The sequence below is a fragment of the Streptomyces venezuelae genome, assembly GCF_008642335.1.
GTDB classification, from domain to species: Bacteria; Actinomycetota; Actinomycetes; order Streptomycetales; family Streptomycetaceae; genus Streptomyces; species Streptomyces venezuelae_F.
Genome location: NZ_CP029191.1, coordinates 4,710,427 through 4,734,168, shown reverse-complemented (window position 1 = coordinate 4,734,168; position 23,742 = coordinate 4,710,427). Strand labels below are relative to the sequence as shown.

Below are 23,742 nucleotides of genomic sequence, written 5' to 3'. Positions count from 1 at the left end.
ACGCGTGCACGGATTCACGAGCGGCGGCCCGAGATCTCAGGGATGTCTCAGCGAGATCTCAGGGAGATCCCCTGGAGCCCATGCTGTGACCTGTGCCACACCGGCAACTTCCGTGAATAAGCCGGGCTTGGCCAACGGACTCAACGGGTGGTAGACCGAGGGCAATTCGGGCGTATCGCAGAAAACTCATGATCACAGGCGTGATCAGCGGTGTCCGCATTGCCCGTTACGGCGTCAATAAGAAGCGACACGCCCGGGATTCGGGCTCAGAATCCGCAACTGTGGCGCAGCACACGTTTCTTGAAGGGAACCGTGGGTCCCTGCTAGCAGTTGTTCTCATGTCCCACACCGCTCACATACCCAGCCACCGGAAGCCTCGTCGCAGCGCCTCGAAGATTGCCCTGCGTGCCGGAGTTGCCGGTGGCGTCCTCAGCACCCTGGCAGTGGCCGCGGCGGCCGGTACGGCCAACGCTGCCGAGCCGGTGTCCGAGACCATCGAGATGCCCACCCTCTCCACCGATCTGTCCGCTCAGATCGCGCAGTCGGCGGACGCCACGCAGCAGGCAGCCGACACCTACGAGTCGCGCGCCGAGCAGGACGCCGCAGCCTCCAAGGCCGCCAAGCAGGCCAAGGAAGACCTCGCGAAGGCGGAGAAGAAGGCCGAGGCCGAGCGCAAGGCCGAGGCCGCCGCGAAGAAGAAGGCCGAGGAGGAGCGCGCCTCGCGTTCCGCCGAGCGCACGAACCTCTCCACGCAGTCCGGTGGCGGTTCCACGAGCGCCTCCGACTCCGTCGCCCCGGCCAGCGGCAGCGTCGGCAGCGTCATCAGCTTCCTCAAGGCCCAGCTGGGCGACGCCTACGTGATGGGTGCCTCGGGCCCGAACGCCTGGGACTGCTCCAGCCTCGTGCAGGCCGCGTTCAAGCAGGCGGGTGTGGACCTTCCCCGCGTCTCGCAGGACCAGTCGACGATGGGCACCGAGGTCGGCACCTCGAACCTCCAGGTCGGCGACATCCTGTACTGGGGCGGCAAGGGCTCCGCGTACCACGTCGGTGTGTACATCGGTAACGGCCAGTACCTGGACGCCGCCAACCCCGGCAAGGGCGTTGTCATCCAGGACCTGTCGGGTTACCCGGCCTCGGGCGCCGTGCGCGTCCTCTGACGGCCTCTTAGAGCCACGACCAAGGGCCGGAACCCCCCTGGAGGGGTTCCGGCCCTTGGTCTGCCCTGAGACGCCTTCTCAGGCGTTCTCCAGCGGTCGGCTCACGCGCCCTTCGGCTTCAGTTCCGCCATCTCGGACCAACCGTCGCCCTCGATCTCGGTGTTCACGATCTGCGGCACGGTCGCGATGAGCCCGCCCATCGTCTCCAGACCGGCCTTGAAGTGGTCGGAGTTGACGTGCGCGGCGCCCGCGTCCCCGTCGGCGAAGGCCTCCAGGAGCACGAACTGGTTCGGGTCCTCCACCGAGCGGGACCACTCGAAGAAGATGTTGCCCGGCTCCGCGCGCGTGGCGGCGGTGAATGCGGCGGTCCGCTCGAGCCAGCTCTCGCTGTGCTCGGGGCGGACGGTGAACTTGACGGCAATAAATATCATGCGTCCATTTTGCACCGTACTGTGCGGACCGCCCACCGGGGTTAGGCCTTCAGGGCCTGGTAGGCCCTTGAGCCTGGGGTCACGCCTTCGGTGCCACCTTGCTGAGCCCGTTGATGATGCGGTCCATCGCGTCCCCGCCCATCGGGTCCGTCAGGTTCGCCAGCATCTTCAGCGTGAACCGCATCAGGATCGGGTGGGTCAGACCGCGCTGGGTCGCGATCTTCATGACCTTCGGGTTGCCGATGAGCTTCACGAAGGCGCGGCCCAGCGTGTAGTAGCCGCCGTAGACCTCCTTGAGCGTCTTCGGGTAGTTCTGCAGCGCCAGTTCGCGCTGTGCGGGGGTGGCACGCGCGTGTGCCTGCGCGATGACGTCCGCCGCGATCTGGCCGGACTCCATGGCGTACGCGATGCCCTCGCCGTTGAAGGGGTTCACCAGGCCGCCGGCGTCACCGACGAGCAGCAGGCCCTTCGTGTAGTGCGGCTGGCGGTTGAAGGCCATCGGCAGGGCGGCGCCACGGATCGGCGTCGTCATGTTCTCCGGGGTGTACCCCCAGTCCTCCGGCATCGAGGCGCACCAGGCCTTGAGGACCTCGCGCCAGTCCAGCTCGCGGAACGACTTGGAGGAGTTGAGGATGCCGAGGCCGACGTTGGACGTGCCGTCGCCCATGCCGAAGACCCAGCCGTAGCCGGGCAGGAGGCGGTCCTCGCCGGGCCCGCGGCGGTCCCACAGTTCCAGCCAGGACTCCAGGTAGTCGTCGTCGTGGCGGGGCGAGGTGAAGTACGTGCGGACGGCGACGCCCATCGGCCGGTCCTCGCGGCGGTGCAGGCCCATCGCGAGCGAGATCCGCGAGGAGTTGCCGTCGGCCGCGACGACGAGCGGGGCGTGGAAGGTGACCGGGGTCTTCTCCTCGCCCATCTTGGCGTGCACACCGGTGATGCGGCCGGTGCGGTCGTCGATGACGGGCTCGCCGACGTTGCACCGCTCGTACAGGCGTGCGCCCGCCTTCTGTGCCTGCCGCGCGAGCTGCTCGTCGAAGTCGTCACGCTTCCGTACGAGGCCGTAGTCCGGGTAAGAGGCGAGTTCCGGCCAGTCCAGCTGGAGCCGCACGCCGCCCCCGATGATGCGCAGGCCCTTGTTCCGCAGCCAGCCCGCCTCTTCGGAGATGTCGATTCCCATGGACACCAGCTGCTTGGTGGCGCGGGGCGTGAGCCCGTCACCGCAGACCTTTTCCCGTGGGAACGCGGTCTTCTCAAGGAGGAGTACGTCGAGACCGGCCTTCGCCAGGTAGTACGCCGTCGTCGAACCGGCAGGTCCTGCGCCGACGACAATTACGTCCGCGGTGTGTTCGGAGAGGGGCTCGGTCACGGCGGGTTCTCCCCAAGGCTCGAAATCTGTGTGCCGACCGGCACGGTATATGGGCAGTCTATGAGGCGGTACTGATCAGCCAGCCGAAGGGCCACACGTGACCGAGCAGACCGATACCCTGCCCGCGCCGCTCCTCCCCGCCGTGGAGCTGCGCGTCCCCACACATGAGGACGCTTTTGCCTGGCACCGGCTCTTCGACGATCCCGAGGTCATGGAGTTCTTCGGCGGGTCGTCGGCGGAACTCTCCATGTACGAGGAGCTGACCGCCCGCCAGCGCAGACACGACGCCGAACTGGGCTACTGCCTGTGGACCATGCTCGACGCGGCCGGTGAGCCGATCGGCTTCACCGGCGCCCAGCCCTGGCCCAGGACGTGGGGACCTGTGGGCGAGATAGAGATCGGCTGGCGGCTCGGCCGCGCCGCCTGGGGCAAGGGGTACGCGACCGCGGCGGCGGAGGCGACCGTCGAACGGGTACGGGCGGCGGGCGTGCCGAGCGTCGTGGCGATGATCGACACCGGGAACGAACGGTCCATCGCGGTGGCGCGGCGGCTCGGCATGGAGCTCGCCGAGTCGTTCACGACTCCCCCGCGGGTGCCTGGGGTCGAGTCGTCGCGGCGGACTTCGCACTGTTTCCGGCTCACGCTCTAGGACTGGTGCGGGCTTACGCGGGCTTGCCCTGAGGACTGGTGCGGGCTTGCGTTTCAGGACTGGTGCAGGCCCGCTCTCCAGCAAGCCTGCAGCAAGCCTGGTGCCTACTTAGGTCAGTCGGTGAGGCGCCACGTGTCCAGTGCGGCCGTGTGCGTCTTCGCGCCCTCGCCCGCGGGCCAGAAGTCCTCGCGCCAGGAGAGCTGGATCGCGTACTCCGTGCCGTCCGCCGCGATGTAGCTCTGGTTGAGGGCGTGGATCGTACGGCCGCCCTTGTCGGTGTACGTGTACTCCCAGATCGCCCCGTCACGCCCCTGGAAGGTGTTCTTCTCCATCCGGACGCGGTCGTAGTCCGACTTGTCCGGCGCGGCCTTGGTGTGCCGCTCGATGTTCTTGAAGTTCTCGTACGAGGTGTAGGGGGCATCGGTCACGACGCCGACGAGGAACTCCTCGCGCCCCGTCGACCCGGCATAGGTGATCTGTCCGGGTCGCTCGGGGTTGACGGGCTGGCGGGACCATCCTTCGGGCACGGCGAAGGAGAAGCCTTCGGGGTCGGTGATGCGTTCGGCGCCTTCGGGGACGGGGCCCTGGTCGGGTGAGGCTGCCGGGGTCGGGTCGACGGTCGGGCCACTGCTCGGGTCGCCGGACGGGTCACCGGTCGTGTCACCGGTCGGGGCTTCGGAGCGGTTGACCGCGGGCCTTTTGTCCTTGTTCGCGGTGTCCGCGTTGGTTGCCTTGTCGTCGCCCTTGTCCCGCCAGAGCAGCGCGCCGGCGGTCGCGCCGCCTCCGACGACGAGGGCCACGACGATGGTGACCACCCAGACGGTGGCCCGGTTGTGCGGCTTGGCGGGGGCGGCGGGGTGAGGGCTCGGGGGGCTGGGGTGGCTGGGGTGGGGGGTGTGGGCGGCGGCCGTTTGGGTGGGGGCCGTCGGGGGTGTGAAGGGCGGGGGTGTCTGGGGCTCAGGGGTCTGGGGCTGGGGGGACTGGAGCTGAGGGGTCTGGGGCTGGGGGGTCTGGGGGGCTGTTGGGAGTGGGGCGTACGCCGGAGGGGTGGGCGGAGGGGTGGGCGGTGTGGTCTGTCGGCCCGTCATCTGGAGTACGTACGGGCCCAGCAGAGCCGCGGGGAAGATCCACAGCAGGCCGAACAGCAGCATCTCCGGGACGCTCAGGCCCGCCTCCACGCCACCGCCCCCACCACTGCTCGATCCGCCGAATCCCGAACCGCTGTCGAACGCCTGCCCGGACACCTCGACGCCGATTCCGCTGAACCCGGCGAGCAGCAGGACGAAAACGAAGAAGACGCCCGCGGCGAGGAGCTGCTCACCTCGGCCCACGCAGCGCCGCGCGGCGAGCACGCCGAGCGTCAGCGCGCAGACGAGTCCGAGTGCCAATGCGCCCACGATCGCCCAGTCGTTGGTGACGTCACCGAGTTCGGAGAGCCCGAACGACCCGCTCTCGCGCCGGCTCCCGTACATCGAGGTGCTGCCGCGCACCGAGGCCTCCGCACCCGCGCCCCAGCCGATGCCGAGTGCCGTGACCGCGAGGTTCGGCAGGATCAGCAGCGCGACCAGGAGTGGTGAGATGCCGGACTCGTCGAGGTCCGCGATCTCGGACAGGTCGTCCACCTGGGCGAGGCTGATGAAGGCGACGACCGAGCACAGGACGAGTACGACGGCCAGGGCGCGCAGTGCGGTGCCCGTCGCCCGGATGAACGTCTGTGCTCCCGGCCGCGCGGTCACCCTCGCCCACAGCGTCGCGTCCACGCGGAGCAACACCGCGCTGGAGACGGCGAGTCCGAGCAGGAGTGCGCCGAGCGCGGCGAGCACGGGTGACGACGAGAGTTGCACGCCCTCGATCTCGGGCTGCGCGAAGAGCGCGAGTGCGAGTACGCCGACGGTCACCAACAGGGCGACACGCACGGCGGCTTCGAGGCCTGCGGTGGGGGTGGTGGCGCCGTTCTGGGCCGCGCCCCGGGTGGCGATGCGGGTCCTGAGCACGCGTACGCCGATGTAGAGCGCCACGATCCACAGCACGGTCATGGTGAGCGGGATCAGGTGCAGGGAGGCGGTGCCTTCCACGGTCGTCGCCGTGGAGTCGGAGCCCGAGCCGGAGCCCAGGCTCAGGCCGTCGCTTCCGTAATCCGAGCCGAAGTCCGGTCCCTCCTCGCGGCCCGTGAACTCGAAGCCGCCGCCGACCGATTGGAGCAGCAGTGCGAGGGCGATGCGGAGCCGGTCGGTGAAGCCGAAGACCGCGTCGTCGTCCTGGCCGTACGCCGGGGTCGCGAGCGCGGCGGCGCCGGCCAGCAGCAGGACGACGGGCCAGAGCGCGGCCTGTACGGATCCGGCCCAGTCGCCGCGGAAGGTGCGGGTGAGGAAGGCGGCCAGGGGGGAGGGCGTGGTGGGGGTGGTGGGGATGGCGGGGGCGAGTGCTGGGGGCTGGGTGGGGGGCGGTGGGGTATCTGGGGCGGGTGGGGTATCCGGTGCGGGTGGGATATCCGGTGCGGGTGGGGTTTGCTTCGGGGTTTCCTTCGCCTCTGGCGCCGGGAGGCGTTCGCGGCCGCACTTCATGCAGAAGCGGGCCTCATCCGGGGTGGGCACCCCACAGTGTGGGCAGTACGACGCCATCAAGACGCTCCGTCGGCTCAGGAGTTCGGCAAGGAATGCGGACCGGCCCATAAGCGCCGTATAAATAAACGGCAGGGTCGTATCAACGGACACATCTTGCCCGGTGGCCGGTTCCCTCGGGTCCGTGGCTTCCGAGTCTCAACTGGAGCGTTATGAAAGGGCGCTGCCTGATCAGCGCTGCTTGGTCGGCGCCGCCTGATCAGCTCTGCTTGAAGCCGCGGTGCAATGCCACTACGCCGCCCGTCAAGTTTCGCCAGGCCACCTTCGACCAGCCCGCGTCCTGCAGCAGGGCGGCCAGCTCCGGCTGGTCCGGCCAGGAGCGGATCGACTCCGCGAGGTAGACGTACGCGTCCGGGTTCGAGGAGACCGCGCGGGCGACCGGGGGCAGCGCGCGCATCAGGTACTCCTCGTACACCGTGCGGAACGGGGCCCACGTCGCGTGCGAGAACTCGCAGATCACGACGCGGCCGCCGGGCTTCGTCACGCGGTACATCTCGCGGAGCGCGGCGCTCGTGTCCTGGATGTTGCGCAGGCCGAAGGAGATCGTGACGGCGTCGAAGGAGTCGTCCTTGAACGGCAGCTTCATGCCGTCGCCCGCGGTGAACGGCATCCAGGGGTGGCGCTGCTTTCCTACGCGGAGCATGCCGAGGGAGAAGTCGCAGGGGACGACGTAGGCGCCGGCCTGGGCGAAGGGCTGGGAGGAGGTGGCCGTGCCGGCGGCGAGGTCGAGGACCTTCTGGGCGGGGCGGGCGTCGACCGCCTTTGCGACTTCCTTGCGCCAGAGGCGGGTCTGGCCGAGGGAGAGCACGTCGTTGGTGAGGTCGTAGCGTTCTGCGACGTCGTCGAACATGGTGGCGACGTCGTGCGGCTGCTTGTCCAAGGTGGCTCGGGTCACCCGGCCCATTGTGTCAGGCCGGTCTTCTGCCTTGGCGGCGGGCTCTTTCGCCTGCGGCGGGCTGTTCGCCTTCGCGTCTGCCCTGCGGGGGCGTGTTCGCGGGTGCGGGTTCGTTGTGGTTCTCGCGCAGTTCCCCGCGCCCCTCAAGACACGCCCTCGCATCTGCCCCGCCGGGGCGCGTTCGCGGGTGCGGGTTCGTTGTGGTTTCTCGCGCAGTTCCCCGCGCCCCTTAAGACACGCCCTCGCGTCTGCCCCGCCGGGGCGCCTTCGCGAGTGCGGGTTCGTTGTGGTTCTCGCGCCGTTCCCCGCGCCCCTGAATAGTCCGCCTCGCCCGGCGCCGTTGCGGCTTTCAGCGTGCCCTGTACACCAAGCGGCCCTCCAGCACCGTCGCCACGCACGTGCCCGCGCCCCGGCTCACCAGGTCTTGGCGGTCCCGTACGTCGAAGATCGCGAAGCGGGCCGGGGAGTTCGGTGAGAGGGGTGGGAGGAGGATCAGGGGGGTCGGGGAGAGGGATGGGGGGCCCGGGAGGGTTGGGGGGCGTTGGCCCTGGGCCAGGGGGGCTCTGCGGACCGCGTCCAGGGCGGGGCGGGTGCGGAGGGTGCCGGCCACCGCCACCGTGCCGTGTGCCAGGAGGCGCTGGACGCCGCGGCGGGCGCTCGCTCCCAGGCGGGCGGGGTCCGTGGCGAAGAGCGCGCGGGCGCGTTCGCCGCCGATGGGGTCGACGCCGAGCGTGTCGGCCTCGCGCGGGTCGGGGTGGTACGTCGCCTCGAGGAGTTCGGGCGCGTAGGGGTTCAGGAGGCCGGGGGTGAGGATGCCGGGCCAGCGGCGCGTGCGGGCCGACGGGTGCGCCGCGGCCAGGTCGTCGTACGGACCGACCGCCGCGACGCTCGCGCCGGAGACCAGGACCGCCGTCTCCGGGGAGTGCTCGGCGACGTGGAGAGTGCGCAAGGCAGGTCTCGCCGCGCTCAGTTCGAGGCGAGGAGCTTGAGCTCCGGGTGGGCCGTGCCGCCCTCGATCGCCGTGGAGGAGATGTGCGAGGCCACACGGTCGTCGACCGGGTCGTTCGCCGGGTCGTCGTGCACGACCAGGTGCTCGTAGGTGGTAGCGCGCTGCGCGGGGACGCGGTCCGCCGTGCGGATCATGTCGATCATGTCGCGCAGGTTGTTGCGGTGCTTGGCGCCCGCCGACGAGACGACGTTCTCCTCCAGCATGACCGAGCCCAGGTCGTCCGCTCCGTAGTGGAGGGTGAGCTGGCCCGCCTCCTTGCCGGTCGTCAGCCAGGAGCCCTGGATGTGCGCGACGTTGTCGAGGAAGATCCGGGCGATCGCGATCATGCGGATGTACTCGAAGATCGTCGCCTGGGTGCGGCCCTTGAGGTGGTTGTTCTCGGGCTGGTACGTGTACGGGATGAAGGCGCGGAAGCCACCCGTCCGGTCCTGCACGTCGCGGATCATCCGGAGGTGCTCGATGCGCTCGGCGTTCGTCTCGCCCGTGCCCATGAGCATCGTCGACGTGGACTCCACGCCCAGGTTGTGGGAGATCTCCATGATCTCCAGCCAGCGCTCGCCGGACTCCTTGAGGGGCGCGATGGCCTTGCGGGGGCGGGCCGGGAGCAGCTCGGCGCCGGCGCCCGCGAAGGAGTCGAGGCCCGCCGCGTTGATGCGCTGGATGGCCTCCTCCACGGAGACCTTGGAGATGCGGGCCATGTGCTCGACCTCGGACGCGCCGAGGGAGTGGATGACCAGCTGCGGGAAGTTCTCCTTGATCGCGGAGAAGTGCTTCTCGTAGTACTCGACGCCGTAGTCCGGGTGGTGGCCGCCCTGGAACATGATCTGGGTGCCGCCCAGCTCGACGGTCTCCGCGCAGCGGCGCAGGATGTCGTCGAGGTCGCGGCTCCAGCCCTTCTTCGTGTCCTTCGGAGCGGCGTAGAAGGCGCAGAACTTGCAGGCCGTCACGCAGACGTTCGTGTAGTTGATGTTGCGCTCGATGATGTACGTCGCGATGTGCTCCGTACCGGCGTAGCGACGGCGGCGCACGGCGTCGGCGGCGGCGCCGAGGGCGTGCAGCGGAGCGTCGCGGTAGAGGTCGAGCGCCTCTTCCGGGGTGATCCGCCCACCTGCGGCGGCGCGGTCGAGGACGGACTGAAGGTCGGCCTTCTCGGTCACCGGGGCGTCCCTTTCGTAAGTTTCGTAAGGGTTGTGGACGGACCACGCCAGCGTACGCCAGGGCCCGGGAACGTCCGACGTCAGGCGGTGTAGCCCCCCAGCAGCAAACCCACGAAGGCGCCGCCGATCAGGAAGGGGCCGAAGGGGATCGCCGTCTTGCGGCTCGCGCGGCGGGCGACGACCAGGGCCGCTCCGTACAGCGAGGCCAGCAGGAAGCCCGCGAAGGTGCCGATGAGGAGGACGCCCCAGCCGTACCAGCCGAGCACGGCGCCCAGGCCGAGCGCCAGCTTCACGTCGCCGAACCCCATGCCGTTGGGGTTGATGAGGAAGAGGAGGAAGTACGCGGCCGCGAGGGCGCATGATCCGTAGAGGGCTGTTCGCCAGGAGCCCGCCTGCTCCGGGACGAGTGTCACCGCTCCCAGCAGCGCGAGCGACGCCGCCGCCAGCGGGAGTGTCAGGACGTCCGGCAGGCGGTGCACGGTGAAGTCGACCAGGGTGAGGAGTACACCGACAGGAGCCAGCAGGAGCCAGACCGCCAGCTCGGGGCGCGTGCCCGTGGTCGCGGCCAGCGCGGCGCACACCAGGGCGGTGGCAGCAGTCGTGGCGGAGGTACGGGGGCCGTATACGGCCGTGTGCCCCTCCTGTCCGCAGCGGGCCGGTCCCAGCCATCGCCCGAGCGGGTGCCCCTGCGGGCACGCCGCGCGCCACGGCTCGCCCGGCGGCACCGACAGGCGATACGCCGCCCGCGGCACGAAGAGGCCCGCGAAGGCGCCCCACAGGGCGCCTCCCAGGATGAGTGTCAACAGCAACGGCTACAGCTTCCCTCGCTGGGCTTCTCGCAGGGCTTCTCGTAGAACTTCTCGTACGCTCAGCTCGCCGCCGTGACGCCCTCGCGCCACGTCGGCAGCAGCTCGTCGAGGAGTGCCTCCGTGCGCGGCGGCAGGCCGCGCGCCCCGCTGCGGGCCATGAGGTCCGCGGCGACCTGCTGGAGGCGGGCCGGGTCCTCCGTGGCGTGCGTGGCGCGGAGCAGCTCGTTCCAGAGCCGTTCGTCGCCTGGCGCCGAGCCCAGCGCCGCATTGAGCGCCTCGATCGCCTTCTCCGCGCGGCCCTTCTCCAGGTGGAACTCGGAGAGCGCGAGCCCGATGTCGGCGACGAGCAGCGGGAGCTGCGCGTCGATGATCTCGTGCGTGAGCCAGCCGTACCGCCCCCGCGGCCGGTCGGCGAGCAGCGGGCCGCGCACCAGGACCAGCGCGTCGGTGAGCATCCGGCCGCGCACCGCGCGGTTGCCGGCACCGCGCCCCTGCGTCGCCTCGTGGTAGAGCGACCGCAGCACGTCCAGGTCGGAGACGACGGACTTGGCGAGCGTGAGCCTGCCGGTGCCGTCGGTGCGCAGCCGGGGCGAGCCGTCGGGTTCGTTGCCGAGCCAGTCGCGCAGCCGGTCGAGGAGCGCGTCCCGCACGTCGTCGGTGACGCCGCGCGGCCACAGCGCGGAGGCGAGCACGCGGGGGTGCACGCCCTCGCGGTGCAGGAGCAACAGGGCGAGCGCCTCGTGCAGCAGCGCGCTGCGCTCGCCGTCCGGGGTCTCCAGGCCGATGATCTCGTACGTACCGACGAGGCGGGCGTAGACCGCGGGGCGGCCCTGCTCGGTGACGTCGACGAGGAACGGCGGCGCGGCGCCCGTGGGACCGTCGCCGGGGCCCGTGGGGTTGCCGGACCCCTCCGGGTCGGCGTCCGTGAACAGCTGGACGACGGCGCGCTGCTGGGCCTCCGGCAGCGCCTGCGCGGCCAGTTCGAGCCCGAGCAGCGGCGCGAGCAGCTTGCCGTCGCGGGTGATCTCCATCTCCCAGGCGGCGCCGGGCAGGTCACCGGAGTCCGCGCCGACGAGGTAGCCGATGCCGAGGCGGCTCGCGTCCGCGGCGAGTTCGGCGAGCTTGACCGCGTCCTCGGCGCTCGGCTCGGCGGCCAGGAGCACCAGGTGCGGGGCCCAGCGGGTGTGCTGGGCGGGTCCTGTGCGGCCGGTGAGCACCGAGTCGTGCCCGGCGGCGCCGAGCGCGCCGCGCCGCTGCCGCGTCTCGGCCTCCATCGTCTCGATGAGCGCCTCGACGTCCTCCAGGTGGCGCAGGCGGTTGGGCGCGAGCGGGGTGAGGTCCTGGCCGAAGCCGACGACGGTGATGGTCATGCGGTCCGACCAGCCGTTGGTGGCGAGTTCGGCGGCGACCGACGCGAAGACGGCGGCGCGGTCGGCGGCGGTGCCGCTCAGCGACACGATGCCGGGCACGGCCTCCAGGTTGAGGAGGAGCCGCGAGTCGTCCAGGGTGCCCAGGCAGACGAGGCCGGGGTAGGGCGCGGCCGTGTCCACGTCCTCGTACCGCTCGGCGTCGGTGCGCGACAGCACCCAGAACGTCTGGTCCTGGCCCAGCTGCCAGGGCGCGGGCGGGCGTCCGGCGGGCGCGGCGAGCTGCAGGTGCAGGTCGCCGTTGGTCAGCCAGGCCGCGTACACGGTCGGCAGGGGGCGGTTCTCCTGGGCCAGGGAGGCGGCGAGGCCGCGCAGGGACCGGTCGAGGAGGCGTACGCCCTCGGGGTCGGCGCCCACGAGCAGCGCGTCCTGCACGTCGGCCGCGGCGCCGGTCGGCGTCGGCGGCTGCATGCCGCCGCGCCCGCCGACGGCGCCCATGGCCGACTGCCACAGGGCGTGGCGGCGCCGGCGGCCGAGGGCGCCGAGCAGGCCCGCGGCCAGGAGGGGGGCGCCGAGGAGCGCCTCGGGCAGCCCGAAGTCGAAGCCTTCGGAGCCGGTTCCGGTGGTGGCGGAGGGAGCCTCGGCGGCGGGCGCGTCCGGGGTGGCCGGGGTCTCCGGGGTGGCCGGGGCCTGCGGCATGGCGGGCTTCTCCGGCGCGGCGGGGCGCTGCTCGGGGAGGACGATGTGGGCGGTGTCGTGGTCGACGGAGCTGCCGCCGCCCTGTTCCCGGCCGCTGCCCTGCTGTCCGCCCTGACCGCCTTGTTCGCCGCCGCCCTGGTGCCGGTCGCCCGTCTTCGAGTAGTCGGAGATCTGCTCCCTGACGTCCTCGGAGACCTTGGGCGCCTCGTCGGGCATCTCGACGAGCTCGCCGCCGTGCGCGTCCGCGGGCATCTCCATGATCCAGCCGGGCCGGATGAGGCTCGCCTCGCTGAGCTTCGAACCGTCGGGCTGCTCACGGTCCTTGTTGAGCTGGTAGATCTCCTTGTACCGGCGGCCGTCGCCGAGGTGCCGTTCCGCGACCTCCCACAGGGAGTCGTGGTGGCGCCCCTCGGGAGGCTGGATCCGGTAGTACTTCGTGTCCCCGTCCTTGGCGGTGGAACCGCCCCCGTCGGCGTGCGCGGCGGCCTGGTCGGCCTGCGCGGCCAGCGCGTCGGCTGCGGACGCCGCGGCCTGCTGCTCCTGCCCGAAGAGACCGGGGGTCTGCTGGGCGCTCGCGGCGGACGCCGGCTTCTGGTTGCCCTCCAGGGACTGCCCGAACTGCGAGAGCCCCGGCGCGAAACTGGCCGCGGTGGCGCCCACGAGCAGTACGGCGGCGACGAGCTGCCGCGCCAGCATCTGGCTGCCGCCCGCACCCGGCACCCGGCCCGGGATGCCGACTCCGGAGACGGCGGCCTTTATCTCGACGAGTACGCAGGCGGTGAACTGCGCCCAGGCGAACCAGACGACGACGGTCAGTACGTTGATGAACGTACTGACGGTGATCTCCTGCTGCAGCCAGCTCATCGAGGGCGTGCCGCCCGGCAGCGGCCACCCCACGAAGACGACGAGGGCTCCGGGCACGCCGACGAGCAGCACGGCGAGCGCTACGAACGCGAGGAAGGCCTTGACGAAGTCCCCGACGGTGCGCCGGCGCCGCGGCAACGGCTGCGGCGTCCGGTTCCGCGGAGACTGCGGGTTCGGCGGGCTCGTCGAGCGTGAAGTGGTGCGCGCCATGGCAGGTGTCCTGGTGTCCTGTGGGGAGGAGTGGATGGTCAGAGGGGTCGGGTGAGACTACTGAGGTGATGTTACGGAAGGGGTCGGACGTCAGACAGGCGTCCCCGTCACAGTTCCGGTACGGATCCCGGGGCCCGCCCGGTACCGACACATGATGTGAAGGATCATGCGGCATGCATGGCATGCGAAGGACCAGGTCGGCCTGTTGAAGGCGGCCGCTCTCGGAAAGGGGCTCAGGGGTTGAAGGACGGGCTCAGGGGATTCAAGTCGGCCCGTACCGCGGTCAAGGAGGGGCAGCGGGGCGCGTACGACCGCGTCAGGAGCAGGATCAAGTGCTGCGGCGAAGCGGTCGATGTCGCCACCGGCCAGATGTTCCGCGAGGAGACGGACCTCTCGCTGCCGGGCACGCTGCCGCTGGACTTCACCCGGCGGGTCGCCTCGGGCTACCGGTCCGGCGGCTGGTTCGGGCCGATGTGGACCTCCACGATCGACCAGCGCCTCGAAGTCGACGAGGACGGGGTCGTGTTCGTGACGGAGGACGGCATGCTCCTCACGTACCCGCACCCGACGGAATCCACGGCAACGCCCACGGAACTCGTACTGCCCGAGTCCGGCCCCCGATGGCCCCTGAAACGCCTCGCCGACGGCGGCTACCGCGTCACCGACCCGGTCACCGGCGTCGCCCGCCGCTTCGCCGCGCCCCGCGAGGAGGACGGCGTGGCCCTGCTGACCATGGTCTCGGACCGCAACCGCAACACCGTCGACTTCGACTACGACACGGAGGGTGCCCCGCGCGCGATCCTCCACAGCGGCGGCTACTACGTGATGCTGACCGTCGAGGACGGGCGCGTCACCGCGATCGGCGTGGCGGGCGCCGCCGTAGACGGCAGCGGCGACGACCTCGTCGTCAAGCGGTACGGCTACACCGACGGCAACCTCACCGCCGTCACCGACTCCTCCGGTCTGCCGACGCGGTTCACGTACGACGAACGGCTGCGCCTCACAGCGTGGGAGGACACGAACAACAGCCGCTACACGTACGCCTACGACGACCAGGACCGCTGTGTCGCCCAGCGGGGCATGGCCGGGCACCTGGCCCACACCTTCACGTACGACGCCCCCGACCCCGACCGGCCCGGCTGCCGCGTCACCGAGGTCACCACGGCCGGGGGCGCCACCTCGCGCTTCGCCGTCGACGACCACTGCCTGGTCGTCGCCGAGACCGACCCGCTCGGCGGCACGGTCACGACCGCGTACGACGCGCTGCGTCACGTCGCCGCCACGACGGACCAGCTCGGCCGCACCACGGCGTACGTCAACAACGAACTGGGCCTGCCGACCGAGGTGACACGGCCCGACGGCGCCGTCATCCGCTTCGCCTACAACGACCTGAACCTCAAGACGGCCGTCGACCTGCCCGACGGCACCACGTGGCGGTACGGGTACGACGAGCGCGGCAACCGCACGTCGGTCACCGAGCCGTCCGGTGTGACCGTCCACCACGCCTACACGCCCGCGGGGCACCCTCTCTCGGTCACCGACGGAGCCGGCAACACGACCACGCTGCGGTGCGACGGCGCGGGTCTGCCGCTCAAGGTCACGGATCCGCTGGGCGCCGTCACGGTCTGGCAGCGCGACGCGCTGGGACGCCCCACGTCCGTCACCGACCCCCTCCGCCACACCACTCATTTCGCGTGGTCGACGGAGGGCCGACTCGTCCGGCGCACGACCCCTGACGGCGCGGTGGAGACCTGGACGTACGACGGCGAGGGCAACCGCATCGCCCACACCGACCAGTTGGGCCAGGTCTCGTCGTTCGAGTACACGCACTTCGACCTGCTCGCCGCGCGCGTCGGCGCCGACGGGGCACGCCACCACTTCGACCACGACGCGTCCCTGCGCCTCACCCAGGTCGACGACCCGCGGGGCCTGTCCTGGACGTACGAGTACGACGCGGCGGGCCGCATGGTCGCGGAGACCGACTTCGACGGCCGCACCCTGTCCTACGCGTACGACGCCGCGGGACGCCTGGTGCGACGGACGAACGCCGCCGGGGAGTCGATCTCCTTCTCCTACGACGCGTCGGACCGGCTGGTCCGCAAGGAGACCGCCGAGGCGGTCACCACCTTCGCGTACGACGTGCTCGGCAACCTGGTCGGCGCGGCGGGCCCGGACTGCCGGCTCACCCTGGAGCGGGACGGTTCGGGCCGCCTGCTCTCCGAGACGGTCGAGGGACGCGGGCCGCTCACGTACGCGTACGACGAGGCGGGCCGTCGTACGGGACGCACGACTCCGACCGGGGCGACCAGCAGCTGGGAGTACGACGCGGCGGGCCGCCGCGCCCGGCTCACCACGTCCGGCGGCGGGACCGTGGAGTTCGAGCGGGACGCGGCGGGCAGGGAGGTGGTCCGGCGCGCCGGAGCCGACACGTGCGTGACCCTGGAGCGCGCCTACGACGAGGTCGGCCGCCTCACGACCCAAACGGTGACGGCACCGGACGGCAGCCCGGTCCAGCACCGCACGTACACCTACCGCACCGACGGAGCCGTCACCGCCCTCGGCGACCACCTCTCCGGCGGACGCCACTTCGACCTCGACCCGGCGGGCCGGGTCACGGCCGTGTACGCCCACGACTGGACGGAGACGTACGCCTACGACCCCGCGGGCAACCAGACGTACGCCGCCTGGCCCGACATCCACCCCGGCCACGAGTCCACGGGCCCCCGTGCGTACTCCGGCACCGACCTCGTCCAAGCCGGCCGCACGCGCTACGAATACGACGCCCAGGGCCGCGTGATCCTGCGCCGGAAGCCGGGCCTGTCGTGGCGGTACACGTGGGACGCGGAGGACCGCCTCACCTCGGTGGTCACCCCGGACGGCACGCGCTGGCGCTACACGTACGACCCCTTGGGCCGCCGCACCACGAAAGAACGACTGGCACCCGGCGATGACGGGGTGGCCGAGCGAACCGACTTCACCTGGGACGGCACGGCGCTCTGCGAACAGACGACGACGGACCGGAACCTGCCACACCCGGTGAGCCTGACCTGGGACTACGAGGGCGACGACCCCATCGCCCAGTCGGAACGCATCCACACGGTCGACTCCCGCTCCTTCACGATCGTCACCGACCGGACCGGCACACCCACGGAACTCGTCGACGACCACGGCACGATCACGTGGCGAACCCGCAGCACCTTCTGGGGAACGACAGCCTGGCCGGCCAACAGCACGGCATACACCCCCCTGCGCTCCCCCGGCCAGTACTTCGACCCGGAATCGGGCCTGCACTACACCGGCTCCGACTACTACGACCCGGAAACCGCCCGACACCTAAGCTGTTCAGGCACCTGAGGGAGGGGACAACAAACATGGGCGCCAAGGGCAAGAGTGACCTTTCCATTCCGCTCACCGATCTCGAGGACTACGGGAGCAGGCTGCGTTCCATCAAGACGCGGATGAACCGTACGAAGAAGACCTTCGAGTCCTACAAGGACGACATCGGTGACGGTGGCGTGTACGACTCCCTGGAGGACTTCGAGTCCAACTGGGAGGACGGGCGGGAGGACATCGGTCAGCAACTCGACCAGCTCGCCGATCTGTCCGACGCGGTGGTCCGTGAGTTCAAGAAGCTCGAGGACGACCTGACGAAGAAAATCAACGACGCGGTCAAGGAGAAGGAAGGGAAGGGCGAAAAGGGTGGGAAGGGTGGGGGCGACAAGTAGTCGTGAGGGGCGCCTTGACGTCGCGGCTCAGCCCACCTCGTTCTCCGCGACCGCCCGTCCCTTCACCGTCACGTCCCCGCCGTAGAACATTCCCGTGAACACCGGGCTGTAGGTCATCTGGACCTCGACCTCGACCTGTTGTTCGTTCGCCGTCACGCAGTGGGTGTTGGCGACGTCCGCGCCCTTGAGGCCCGCCTCCGCCACGTATGCCGCCACGCGCGCGTCGCAGTTCTCGAAGTTGATGGGGGCGCCCTTGACGCCCTCGTAGATGTCTTCGAGGTCGAGGTCCTGGGCCGCGTAGCGCGCGGCCTGTTCCGCGATGTCCGCGGCGCGTTCCCGCTTCGAGATGGACAGGCCGCCGTCGATGACGAACGCCGCGAGCGCGAGGAAGACGATCGCGAAGATGATGACCGCGCCCGCGCCCGAGCCCCGGTCGTCGAGGCGGACGCGGCGGGACGCGACCCAGTCGCGTACCGCGGCGGTGGCAGCGGTGGCCGTGCGGCGCGTCACGCCTGCCTCCGGTACGGGTCGAGCGGGGAGCTGAAGGTGGCCTCCAGCGTCGTCGGGATGTCCAGGCCCAGCATGGCCAGGCCCCTGACCTCGCAGCTGACCTCCACCGTGAAGAACGGGTCGACCTTCTCGTCGAAGCCCTTGCTCTTCTGGACCACCGAGACCGGGCCCGAGCAGACATCCGCCAGGTCGGCCCGCGCCGCCGCACGCGCTTCCGCCAGCGCCGTGCCGTGTTCCTTCTGGATCGAGCCCGCGCGGGCCGCGTCGCGTGCGGCACCGTCGATGGCTCCGCGGCCGTCGACGAGCTGGCCGAAGGCCACCAGGACCAGGATGAGGAGGATCATCACCGGGGCCAGGATCACCACTTCGACCGTGGAGAGGCCCCGGTCGTCGCGCAGCCGAACGGCGCGCAGGCGAAGGCATACGTCCCGCATCAGCCGTTGTCCTCCACGAACCGCTCGACGGGACCGGCCGACCGCGCGTGCACGTCCAGGTCCAGGCCAGGGAAGACCGTGGGGACCCGTGCCGTGATCTCCACGCCGACCGTGTTCTGCTCCGGCTGGATCGTCTTCACGTCCGGGCCGAGCACGAGCTTCGGCCCGAGCTGGCGGATGTACGCGTCGGCCACGTCACGTGCCTCGCCCCGCCAGCCGCCCGCGTTCTCGTCGGCCGTGGCGCGGGCCTTGCGCGCGCCCGCCTGCGCCGCCGCCTGGGCGACGTGGTCCGCGAAGAAGTACAGGGCGAACTGCACCGTCGCGAAGATCATGAAGAACAGCACCGGGGTGAGCAGCACGAACTCGATCGCGGTCATGCCGGATTCGCCGCGGGCGGAGGCGGCCTCCACCCTGCGGCGTATCCACTTCCGCAGGCCCCGTAGGCCCTGCGATCCGCGCGATCTGCCGGACTCCCGCACTCGAACCCCGTCGCCTTTCACGATGCCGCAGCCAGATAACCGTCCGTCGTCAGCAGGTGCTGCCCGCGTCCGCGCCCTTGATGCAGTCGCTGACCTTGTCCGCGCCGCCCTTCAGCGCCGCGTTGATCACCGCGGCCACCACGCCGACGATCGCCACGACGACCGCCGAGATGATGACCCACTCGACCGCGGACGCGCCGCGGTCGAGCTCTCCGGAGCGGGCGCGCTCCACGCGGCCCTTGAGGAAGGCCACGAGGAAGTCGACAGCCGGGTGACTGAAGTTCCGTCCGTTCATGATGAGTAGTCCTCTCAGAGTTGGTGGGGGGAAGAAGCGCCGGCCCCCGTTGTCGCCGACGCCACCTGGTCCTGGAACACGCGCGTCAGACCTGGAACACGCGCATCGCCGCCGGGAAGATGAGGAAGACCAGGAAGCCCGCGCACAGAAGCAACTGCGCGACCAGCATCGACTGGGATTTCTCGCCCGCACTGCCCTCGATCTCGGCCAGTTCGCGGTGTCGCATCGTCTCCGCGCGGGAGGCGAGGGACTCGCGCACCTTCGCGCCGTCGTCCGCCACCAGCGCCAGGGACGCCGACAGGTCCTTCAGCTCCTCGACGCCGAGTTCCTCGCCGAGCGAGCCGAGTGCCTGCCACTGGCTGACGCCGGTGATGCGGGCGTCGGCCAGAGCGCTTCGGATACGTTGCGTCGCCCATCCGTCGGAGACCTCCGCCGCCGCCATGAGCGCCTCGGGGAGACCGCGGCCGCCCGCGAGGCTCATCGACACCAGGTCCAGATAGGCGCCGATGACACGGCGCAGGTCGCGCCGCTTGTCCGCCGCGTCCCTGCGTACTTCCAGGTCCGGCAGGAAGAAGAAGAGCGCGCCGAACATGAGCGCGAGCCACACGGGGATGATCGGGCTGCGGCCGACTCCGAGCGTGTAGATCACCGCGAAGAGGAACGGGCCGAAGAACACGCCGGCCGCGGCGAGCAGCACCTTCGTCGCCAGGAACTTCTCCCAGCTGCGGTCGAGGACCGCGAGGTCCGCGCGGAGCGAGCGTTGTTCCCAGCCCTGCTGGAGGTAGAACTCGGCGACCCGCCGGCCCACGCGGCCGCGCATCGTCCCGAACCTGCCGGGGTTCTCGGTGTCCGTCGTGGCCCGCTGCGACTCGTACGCCGCGCCGCGCGCCCGCATCGCGTCGATGCGCGCGACGGTCGCGACCGCGCTGCGCTTCGACGGCATCAGGGCGCGGATGAGGACGAAGATGCCGAGGCCGAGGATCGCGCCTATCACTACCGGCATGGTCAGGCTCATCGCCGTACCCCCTCGGACGGGTTGGAGTATCCCGGCAGGGTCTGCGGGGCGGCGCCGGGGCGGCCGAACTGCGGTGCCTGCTCGGGGCCGCCGGGCACGGGTGCGCCGCCGGGGCCCCGGGGACGTACGAACTGGACGCCCGGCTCGTCCTTGACCAGGAAGCGGTCCGGCGTCTCCACCGTCGACAGCTTCCGCAGCCACCAGAAGCCGAGCGCGAACAGCGCGCAGACCATGGCGAGGACGAGCTGACCGACGGGCGTGCCGTACGGCTCCACGAACTCGCGGTTGAAGATGGACAGGCCGAGCACGAAGGCGATGGAGACGGCGACGACGATCTGCACCGAGCGGCGGGTCGAGGCGCGCTGCGCCATGACGCGCTGGCGCATGTCGACCTCCTCGCGCGCCGACTTGGCGAGCGCGCCGAGGACCTGGCGCAGGCCGGGGCCGCGCAGCTTGGCGTTGAGGATCAGGGCGGCGACGATGATGTCGGCCGAGGCGTCGTCGATCTCGTCGGCCAGGATCTGGAGGGCCTCGGGGAGCGGGGTGCGCGCACGGAGGCGGTCGACGAGCGCGTCCAGGTGGGGGCGGAGCACCGGGGCGGCGGCCCGCGCGGACGCGGGGATCGCCTGTTCCAGGCCGACGGCGCCCGCGATGGTGTCGCGCAGCGACTCCGTCCAGGCGGCCAGGGCCTCGACGCGCTTCATCTGCGCGCGCTCCTCGGCCGCGCCGCCGAACAGCTTGTCCCAGAAGAAGACGAGGATGCCGGCCGCGATGCCCGCGACGGCCCAGCGGGTCAGGAGCAGGACGACCAGGCCGACGCCGATGGCGGCGGAGCCGCGCCGGCCCACGAAGCGGACGAGTTCGCTCGCGCGCTCGCTCGCCCGGTGCTTCTCGTGCGCGGGCTTGGCGGGCAGGCCGCGGATCGCGACCACGAGCAGCGCGAGTCCGCCGCCCGCGGCGACGCCGCAGGCCAGCGCGTACAGGACGGGCAGCGAGAAGACGCCGCCCATGGAGCCGAGGCCGTCGAGAGCGGCCAGTGCGTTCATGTCGTGCGCCATGTCGTGCGTCATGTCGTGCTCACCCCCATTGCCCGGCGGGGCGGTAGCCGTACGCGGCCAGCTCGTCCATGCAGGCGATCGGCGCGTGGGCGACGACGCGTCCGTCGGGGGCCTCCGCGAAGACCTCGCTGGACAGGACGCGGCCGTCGACGCCGTTGACCTCGCGGACGGAGGTCACCATGCGCTGGAGCTTGCCGCCGGACTGGTAGTTGTTGCGCCGCTGGATGAAGACGACGAAGTTGACGGCGCCCGCGACGAGCATCTGGCTCGCCTCGATGGGAAGCCGCTCGGAGGCCTGCAGCGCGTACGTCGAGATGCGGTTGAAGACCTCGCTGGAGCTGTTGGCGTGGATCGTGGAGAGCGAGCCGTCGTTGCCCTGCGACATCGCGTTGAGCATGGTCACGATCTCGTCGCCGAGGACCTCACCGACGATGACGCGGGAGGGGTTCATGCGGAGCGAACGGCGCACGAGCTCCGCCATCGAGATCTCGCCCTGGCCCTCGGAGTTGGGCAGGCGCTCCTCGAAGGCGACGACGTTGGGGTGCAGGTCGGCGAACTGGTCGAGGCCGAGCTCCAGGGCGCGCTCGACGGTGACGAGGCGTTCGTGCGGCGGGATCTCGTTGGCGAGGGCGCGCAGCAGCGTCGTCTTTCCCGCGTTGGTCGCGCCCGCGATCATGATGTTCTTGCGGGCGCGGACGGCGCAGGCGAGGAAGTGCCCGATCTCGGGCGTCAGCGTGCCGTTCCCGACGAGGTCGGACATGAAGACCTTGCCCATGCGCGCGCGGCGGATGGACAGGGCGGGGCGGCGCGTGACGTCCATGACGGCCGACAGACGTGAGCCGTCGGGCAGACGCAGGTCGAGCTGCGGGTTGGCGGAGTCGAAGGGGCGTGACGACAGACCGGAGTACGCGCCGAGCACCTGGATGAGCTCGACGAGCTCTTCATCCGTCTCGGCGACCGGGTCGGCCTTGGTCTCGCGGCCGTCGGCGTATCCGACGAACACCTGGTCGCAGCCGTTGATGTCGATGTTCTCGACCTCGGGGTCGTCGAGCAGCGGCTGGAGCCGTCCGACACCGAAGAGCGCGGCGTGCACGGCCGCCGCGTACTGCTCCTCGGTCTCCGCGTCGAGGGGGGTGCGCCCGGCGTTGATCTCCGTGCGCGCGTACTCCTCGAGGATCTGCGCGATGACGGCGCGGGCGTAGTGCCGCTCGTCCTCGCCCGACATCGGGGTGACGCCGGAGACCTGGTCGAGGCGGCGCTGCTCGGCGATGCGGTCACCGGCGTCCTGCCGGAACCGCTTGACGAGCTGGTGATCGACGGGTGCGCTCATCGGCCCGTCCCGGGCTGCTGCGCGACGGGGTTGGTCCAGGCGGCGCCGTACTGCTGGTACAGGTCGACGGTCACCTTGCGCGCGGAGCGGATGAGCAGCGACTTGTCGAGCCGGCCGCGGCGGCGCCCGGCCAGCTGGTCGGCGCCCGCGGGGTCGTCGGCGAGGGTGCCCACGACGCGCGCGCCGGTCTGCGCGGCCATCAGCATGTCGTTGACCTGGTGGACGAGCTTCGCCGAGGTCGAGGGGTCGGCGATCAGGAGGACGCCGATGAGCGGCTGCGCCAGGGAAGCGGCACCCCTCGGGCCGCCGTGCAGCTTGGTGGCGAGGGCGGCGGCGCGGTCGCGGACGCGGGCGATGGCCTCGGGCTCGGTGCGCGAGACGAGGAGCACGAGCGCCGCGTGCGGGAACAGCTCGACGACCGGGCCGTCGCCGCTGATCCGGCCGCAGTCCGCTATCACGTCGGCGGGCGCGTTCGGGGAGTCGGCGAGCTGCGAGAAGGCGCGCCCGAGGGTGGGCCAGAGCCCCGCGAGACCCGCGGCCTGCTCGGCGATGCCGAGGCCGACGAGGACTTCGAGGCCGCCGCTCAAGGGCTGCGTGTGGTCCCAGAGTTGGTCGGGCACGAGTCCACGGCGTGCGGTGGCGGCGATGGAGAGCATGCCGGTGTTGGGGTTGAGCGGTCCGCCGTGCGCGGCGGCGCTGCGGTAGACCAGGTCGCCGCCGGCCGGGTCGGTCTCCGCGACCAGCACGCGGCGCGGCCAGACGGCGGCGAGCGCGACGGCCGCGGTGGTGACGCCGGGCGAACCCTTGTCGGCGGCGAGAGCGATGAGCGCCATGTCTCTTGTACTCGCCTCTAGTCGGCGTCGGAGACGCGGGCGACGACGGCCTTGCCCTCGGACGCCGCGCTCGCCAGAGCCGCGGCCTCCTCCTGCGGGACGACGAGGGTGATGTTGAGGTTGCCGGTGCTCACGGTGGCGTCGCTCTTGGACGCGACGTTGTTCACCTTGGCGTCGGCGACGAGGGGCGTGCCGCTCGCGGAGCCGCTGCCGCTGGAGCCCTTGCCGGTGGAGGTGCCGGAGACGACGGGGTAGACGGCGACGGTGTCGCCGCTCTTGATGTCGGAGGGGTACTGGCCCTCCTTCAGGGAGAGACCGACGGAGGCCTTGCCGGCGGGCAGTTCGGCCTTGGCACCGAACATCTCGCCGACGGCGACGACGCCACCGGGGATGGTGTTCTTGGCCTTGAGCTTGCTGAGCGCGCCGCGCTGCTCGTACGGGATGTAGTTGATGGAGTCGTCCTTGGCGACCATCACGCCGGTGATGTTCTTGTTCTCGTCGACGGATTCACCGGCCTGGATGGGCCTGGTCACCTTCACGACCTCGATCCGGTCGCCCGCGCGCAGCACGAGCACGGTCGCGCCGAGGGCGCCGACGAGGATGAGGAGGACGGCCAGCGCGGCAAGTGCCGGTTTGCGCTCGCGAGGCGGCGCGGGAAGGCGCTCACCGACTCCCGGCTGAGCCGGTGCGGCAGAACGGTTGTTGCCCGCCCCCGTACGCTCCTGGATCTTCACGCAACTGCTCCCCGCACACCCAAGAAGATTCGGTCAAATATCGTCATTTGTGACACTCGCGGGTTTCTCACCCGGTCTCGGACGGGCTATTCAGT

General features: G+C 71.0%; 21 protein-coding genes. 4 read left to right on the top strand and 17 right to left on the bottom strand.

Translation table 11 applies throughout. From position 1 onward, the window contains the following. Positions 1–338 precede the first annotated feature (338 nt). Complete coding sequence (locus DEJ49_RS21490) at positions 339–1,157, top strand: C40 family peptidase (protein ID WP_150185678.1); 819 nt, start codon at positions 339–341, stop codon at positions 1,155–1,157. 101 nt (positions 1,158–1,258) lie between these two features. On the opposite strand, the gene DEJ49_RS21485 is transcribed toward DEJ49_RS21490, so the two are convergent. Together DEJ49_RS21485 and DEJ49_RS21480 are read right to left on the bottom strand one after the other, a co-directional pair. Then, positions 1,259–1,588 carry a putative quinol monooxygenase gene (locus tag DEJ49_RS21485; protein WP_150185677.1) on the bottom strand — a complete coding sequence of 110 codons (330 nt, stop codon included), beginning with the start codon at positions 1,586–1,588 and terminating at the stop codon, positions 1,259–1,261. A 79-nt stretch (positions 1,589–1,667) separates the two neighbouring features. Next, complete coding sequence (locus DEJ49_RS21480) at positions 1,668–2,954, bottom strand: geranylgeranyl reductase family protein (protein WP_150185676.1); 1,287 nt, start codon at positions 2,952–2,954, stop codon at positions 1,668–1,670. A 97-nt stretch (positions 2,955–3,051) separates the two neighbouring features. Between DEJ49_RS21480 and DEJ49_RS21475 the strand changes: the two genes are divergently transcribed. Beyond that, positions 3,052–3,603, top strand: a complete 552-nt coding sequence (locus DEJ49_RS21475) for a GNAT family N-acetyltransferase (protein WP_223832936.1) — start codon at positions 3,052–3,054, stop codon at positions 3,601–3,603. A gap of 113 nt (positions 3,604–3,716) precedes the next feature. On the opposite strand, the gene DEJ49_RS21470 is transcribed toward DEJ49_RS21475, so the two are convergent. The 6 genes from DEJ49_RS21470 to DEJ49_RS21445 form a co-directional block, all read right to left on the bottom strand. Beyond that, positions 3,717–6,224: a zinc-ribbon domain-containing protein gene (locus DEJ49_RS21470; protein ID WP_150185675.1), complete on the bottom strand. Its 2,508-nt coding sequence runs from the start codon at positions 6,222–6,224 to the stop codon at positions 3,717–3,719. Positions 6,225–6,423: 199 nt separating this feature from the next. Further along, a complete protein-coding gene (locus tag DEJ49_RS21465) occupies positions 6,424–7,119 on the bottom strand; it encodes a demethylmenaquinone methyltransferase (RefSeq protein WP_150185674.1) in 696 nt (231 codons plus the stop codon). Between the two features lie 349 nt (positions 7,120–7,468). Further along, positions 7,469–8,068 (bottom strand): imidazolonepropionase-like domain-containing protein, encoded by a 600-nt coding sequence (locus DEJ49_RS21460; protein ID WP_150185673.1) that lies wholly within the window; start codon positions 8,066–8,068, stop codon positions 7,469–7,471. Positions 8,069–8,085: 17 nt separating this feature from the next. Next, entirely contained in the window at positions 8,086–9,285 is a 1,200-nt protein-coding gene (mqnC, locus tag DEJ49_RS21455; protein ID WP_150185672.1) for a cyclic dehypoxanthinyl futalosine synthase, read from the bottom strand. Between the two features lie 80 nt (positions 9,286–9,365). Beyond that, a complete protein-coding gene (locus DEJ49_RS21450; RefSeq protein ID WP_150185671.1) occupies positions 9,366–10,094 on the bottom strand; it encodes a prepilin peptidase in 729 nt (242 codons plus the stop codon). 59 nt (positions 10,095–10,153) lie between these two features. Further along, positions 10,154–13,234 carry a bacterial transcriptional activator domain-containing protein gene (locus DEJ49_RS21445; protein ID WP_150185670.1) on the bottom strand — a complete coding sequence of 1,027 codons (3,081 nt, stop codon included), beginning with the start codon at positions 13,232–13,234 and terminating at the stop codon, positions 10,154–10,156. 240 nt (positions 13,235–13,474) lie between these two features. Between DEJ49_RS21445 and DEJ49_RS21440 the strand changes: the two genes are divergently transcribed. Further along, positions 13,475–16,588, top strand: coding sequence for a DUF6531 domain-containing protein (locus DEJ49_RS21440; protein WP_190329400.1), 3,114 nt, complete (start codon positions 13,475–13,477; stop codon positions 16,586–16,588). A gap of 17 nt (positions 16,589–16,605) precedes the next feature. Next, positions 16,606–16,959: a hypothetical protein gene (locus tag DEJ49_RS21435; RefSeq protein WP_150185668.1), complete on the top strand. Its 354-nt coding sequence runs from the start codon at positions 16,606–16,608 to the stop codon at positions 16,957–16,959. A gap of 27 nt (positions 16,960–16,986) precedes the next feature. Here DEJ49_RS21435 and DEJ49_RS21430 read toward each other — a convergent pair whose 3' ends face one another. From DEJ49_RS21430 to DEJ49_RS21390, 9 genes are all read right to left on the bottom strand, one after another. After that, complete coding sequence (locus DEJ49_RS21430; RefSeq protein ID WP_150185667.1) at positions 16,987–17,469, bottom strand: TadE/TadG family type IV pilus assembly protein; 483 nt, start codon at positions 17,467–17,469, stop codon at positions 16,987–16,989. Further along, entirely contained in the window at positions 17,466–17,903 is a 438-nt protein-coding gene (locus tag DEJ49_RS21425) for a TadE/TadG family type IV pilus assembly protein (protein WP_150185666.1), read from the bottom strand. The genes DEJ49_RS21430 and DEJ49_RS21425 overlap by 4 nt, the downstream gene beginning before the upstream one ends. Further along, on the bottom strand, positions 17,903–18,280 hold the full coding sequence (locus DEJ49_RS21420) for a TadE family protein (protein WP_223828450.1): 378 nt from the start codon (positions 18,278–18,280) through the stop codon (positions 17,903–17,905). The genes DEJ49_RS21425 and DEJ49_RS21420 overlap by 1 nt, the downstream gene beginning before the upstream one ends. Before the next feature lie 151 nt (positions 18,281–18,431). Next, positions 18,432–18,677 (bottom strand): hypothetical protein, encoded by a 246-nt coding sequence (locus DEJ49_RS21415; RefSeq protein WP_150185664.1) that lies wholly within the window; start codon positions 18,675–18,677, stop codon positions 18,432–18,434. 85 nt (positions 18,678–18,762) lie between these two features. After that, complete coding sequence (locus DEJ49_RS21410; protein WP_190329398.1) at positions 18,763–19,692, bottom strand: type II secretion system F family protein; 930 nt, start codon at positions 19,690–19,692, stop codon at positions 18,763–18,765. Then, positions 19,689–20,762 carry a type II secretion system F family protein gene (locus DEJ49_RS21405; protein WP_223832935.1) on the bottom strand — a complete coding sequence of 358 codons (1,074 nt, stop codon included), beginning with the start codon at positions 20,760–20,762 and terminating at the stop codon, positions 19,689–19,691. Before DEJ49_RS21405 ends, DEJ49_RS21410 begins: the two co-directional genes overlap by 4 nt. A gap of 7 nt (positions 20,763–20,769) precedes the next feature. Then, on the bottom strand, positions 20,770–22,080 hold the full coding sequence (locus DEJ49_RS21400) for a CpaF family protein (RefSeq protein WP_150185662.1): 1,311 nt from the start codon (positions 22,078–22,080) through the stop codon (positions 20,770–20,772). Further along, positions 22,077–22,913 (bottom strand): hypothetical protein, encoded by an 837-nt coding sequence (locus DEJ49_RS21395; RefSeq protein WP_150170901.1) that lies wholly within the window; start codon positions 22,911–22,913, stop codon positions 22,077–22,079. The genes DEJ49_RS21400 and DEJ49_RS21395 overlap by 4 nt, the downstream gene beginning before the upstream one ends. A 17-nt stretch (positions 22,914–22,930) precedes the next feature. Continuing rightward, positions 22,931–23,647, bottom strand: a complete 717-nt coding sequence (locus DEJ49_RS21390; RefSeq protein ID WP_150185661.1) for a hypothetical protein — start codon at positions 23,645–23,647, stop codon at positions 22,931–22,933. Between the last annotated feature and the right edge of the window lie 95 nt (positions 23,648–23,742).

Bases quoted from the DNA above. Each gene is read 5' to 3' on its own strand.
- DEJ49_RS21490 (WP_150185678.1), top strand. From the start codon at position 339: ATGTCCCACACCGCTCACATACCCAGCCACCGGAAGCCTCGTCGCAGC.
- DEJ49_RS21485 (WP_150185677.1), bottom strand. From the start codon at position 1,588: ATGATATTTATTGCCGTCAAGTTCACCGTCCGCCCCGAGCACAGCGAG.
- DEJ49_RS21470 (WP_150185675.1), bottom strand. From the start codon at position 6,224: ATGGCGTCGTACTGCCCACACTGTGGGGTGCCCACCCCGGATGAGGCC.
- DEJ49_RS21445 (WP_150185670.1), bottom strand. From the start codon at position 13,234: ATGGCGCGCACCACTTCACGCTCGACGAGCCCGCCGAACCCGCAGTCT.
- DEJ49_RS21435 (WP_150185668.1), top strand. From the start codon at position 16,606: ATGGGCGCCAAGGGCAAGAGTGACCTTTCCATTCCGCTCACCGATCTC.
- DEJ49_RS21425 (WP_150185666.1), bottom strand. From the start codon at position 17,903: ATGCGGGACGTATGCCTTCGCCTGCGCGCCGTTCGGCTGCGCGACGAC.
- DEJ49_RS21420 (WP_223828450.1), bottom strand. From the start codon at position 18,280: ATGACCGCGATCGAGTTCGTGCTGCTCACCCCGGTGCTGTTCTTCATG.
- DEJ49_RS21415 (WP_150185664.1), bottom strand. From the start codon at position 18,677: ATGAACGGACGGAACTTCAGTCACCCGGCTGTCGACTTCCTCGTGGCC.
- DEJ49_RS21410 (WP_190329398.1), bottom strand. From the start codon at position 19,692: ATGAGCCTGACCATGCCGGTAGTGATAGGCGCGATCCTCGGCCTCGGC.
- DEJ49_RS21405 (WP_223832935.1), bottom strand. From the start codon at position 20,762: ATGACGCACGACATGGCGCACGACATGAACGCACTGGCCGCTCTCGAC.
- DEJ49_RS21400 (WP_150185662.1), bottom strand. From the start codon at position 22,080: ATGAGCGCACCCGTCGATCACCAGCTCGTCAAGCGGTTCCGGCAGGAC.
- DEJ49_RS21395 (WP_150170901.1), bottom strand. From the start codon at position 22,913: ATGGCGCTCATCGCTCTCGCCGCCGACAAGGGTTCGCCCGGCGTCACC.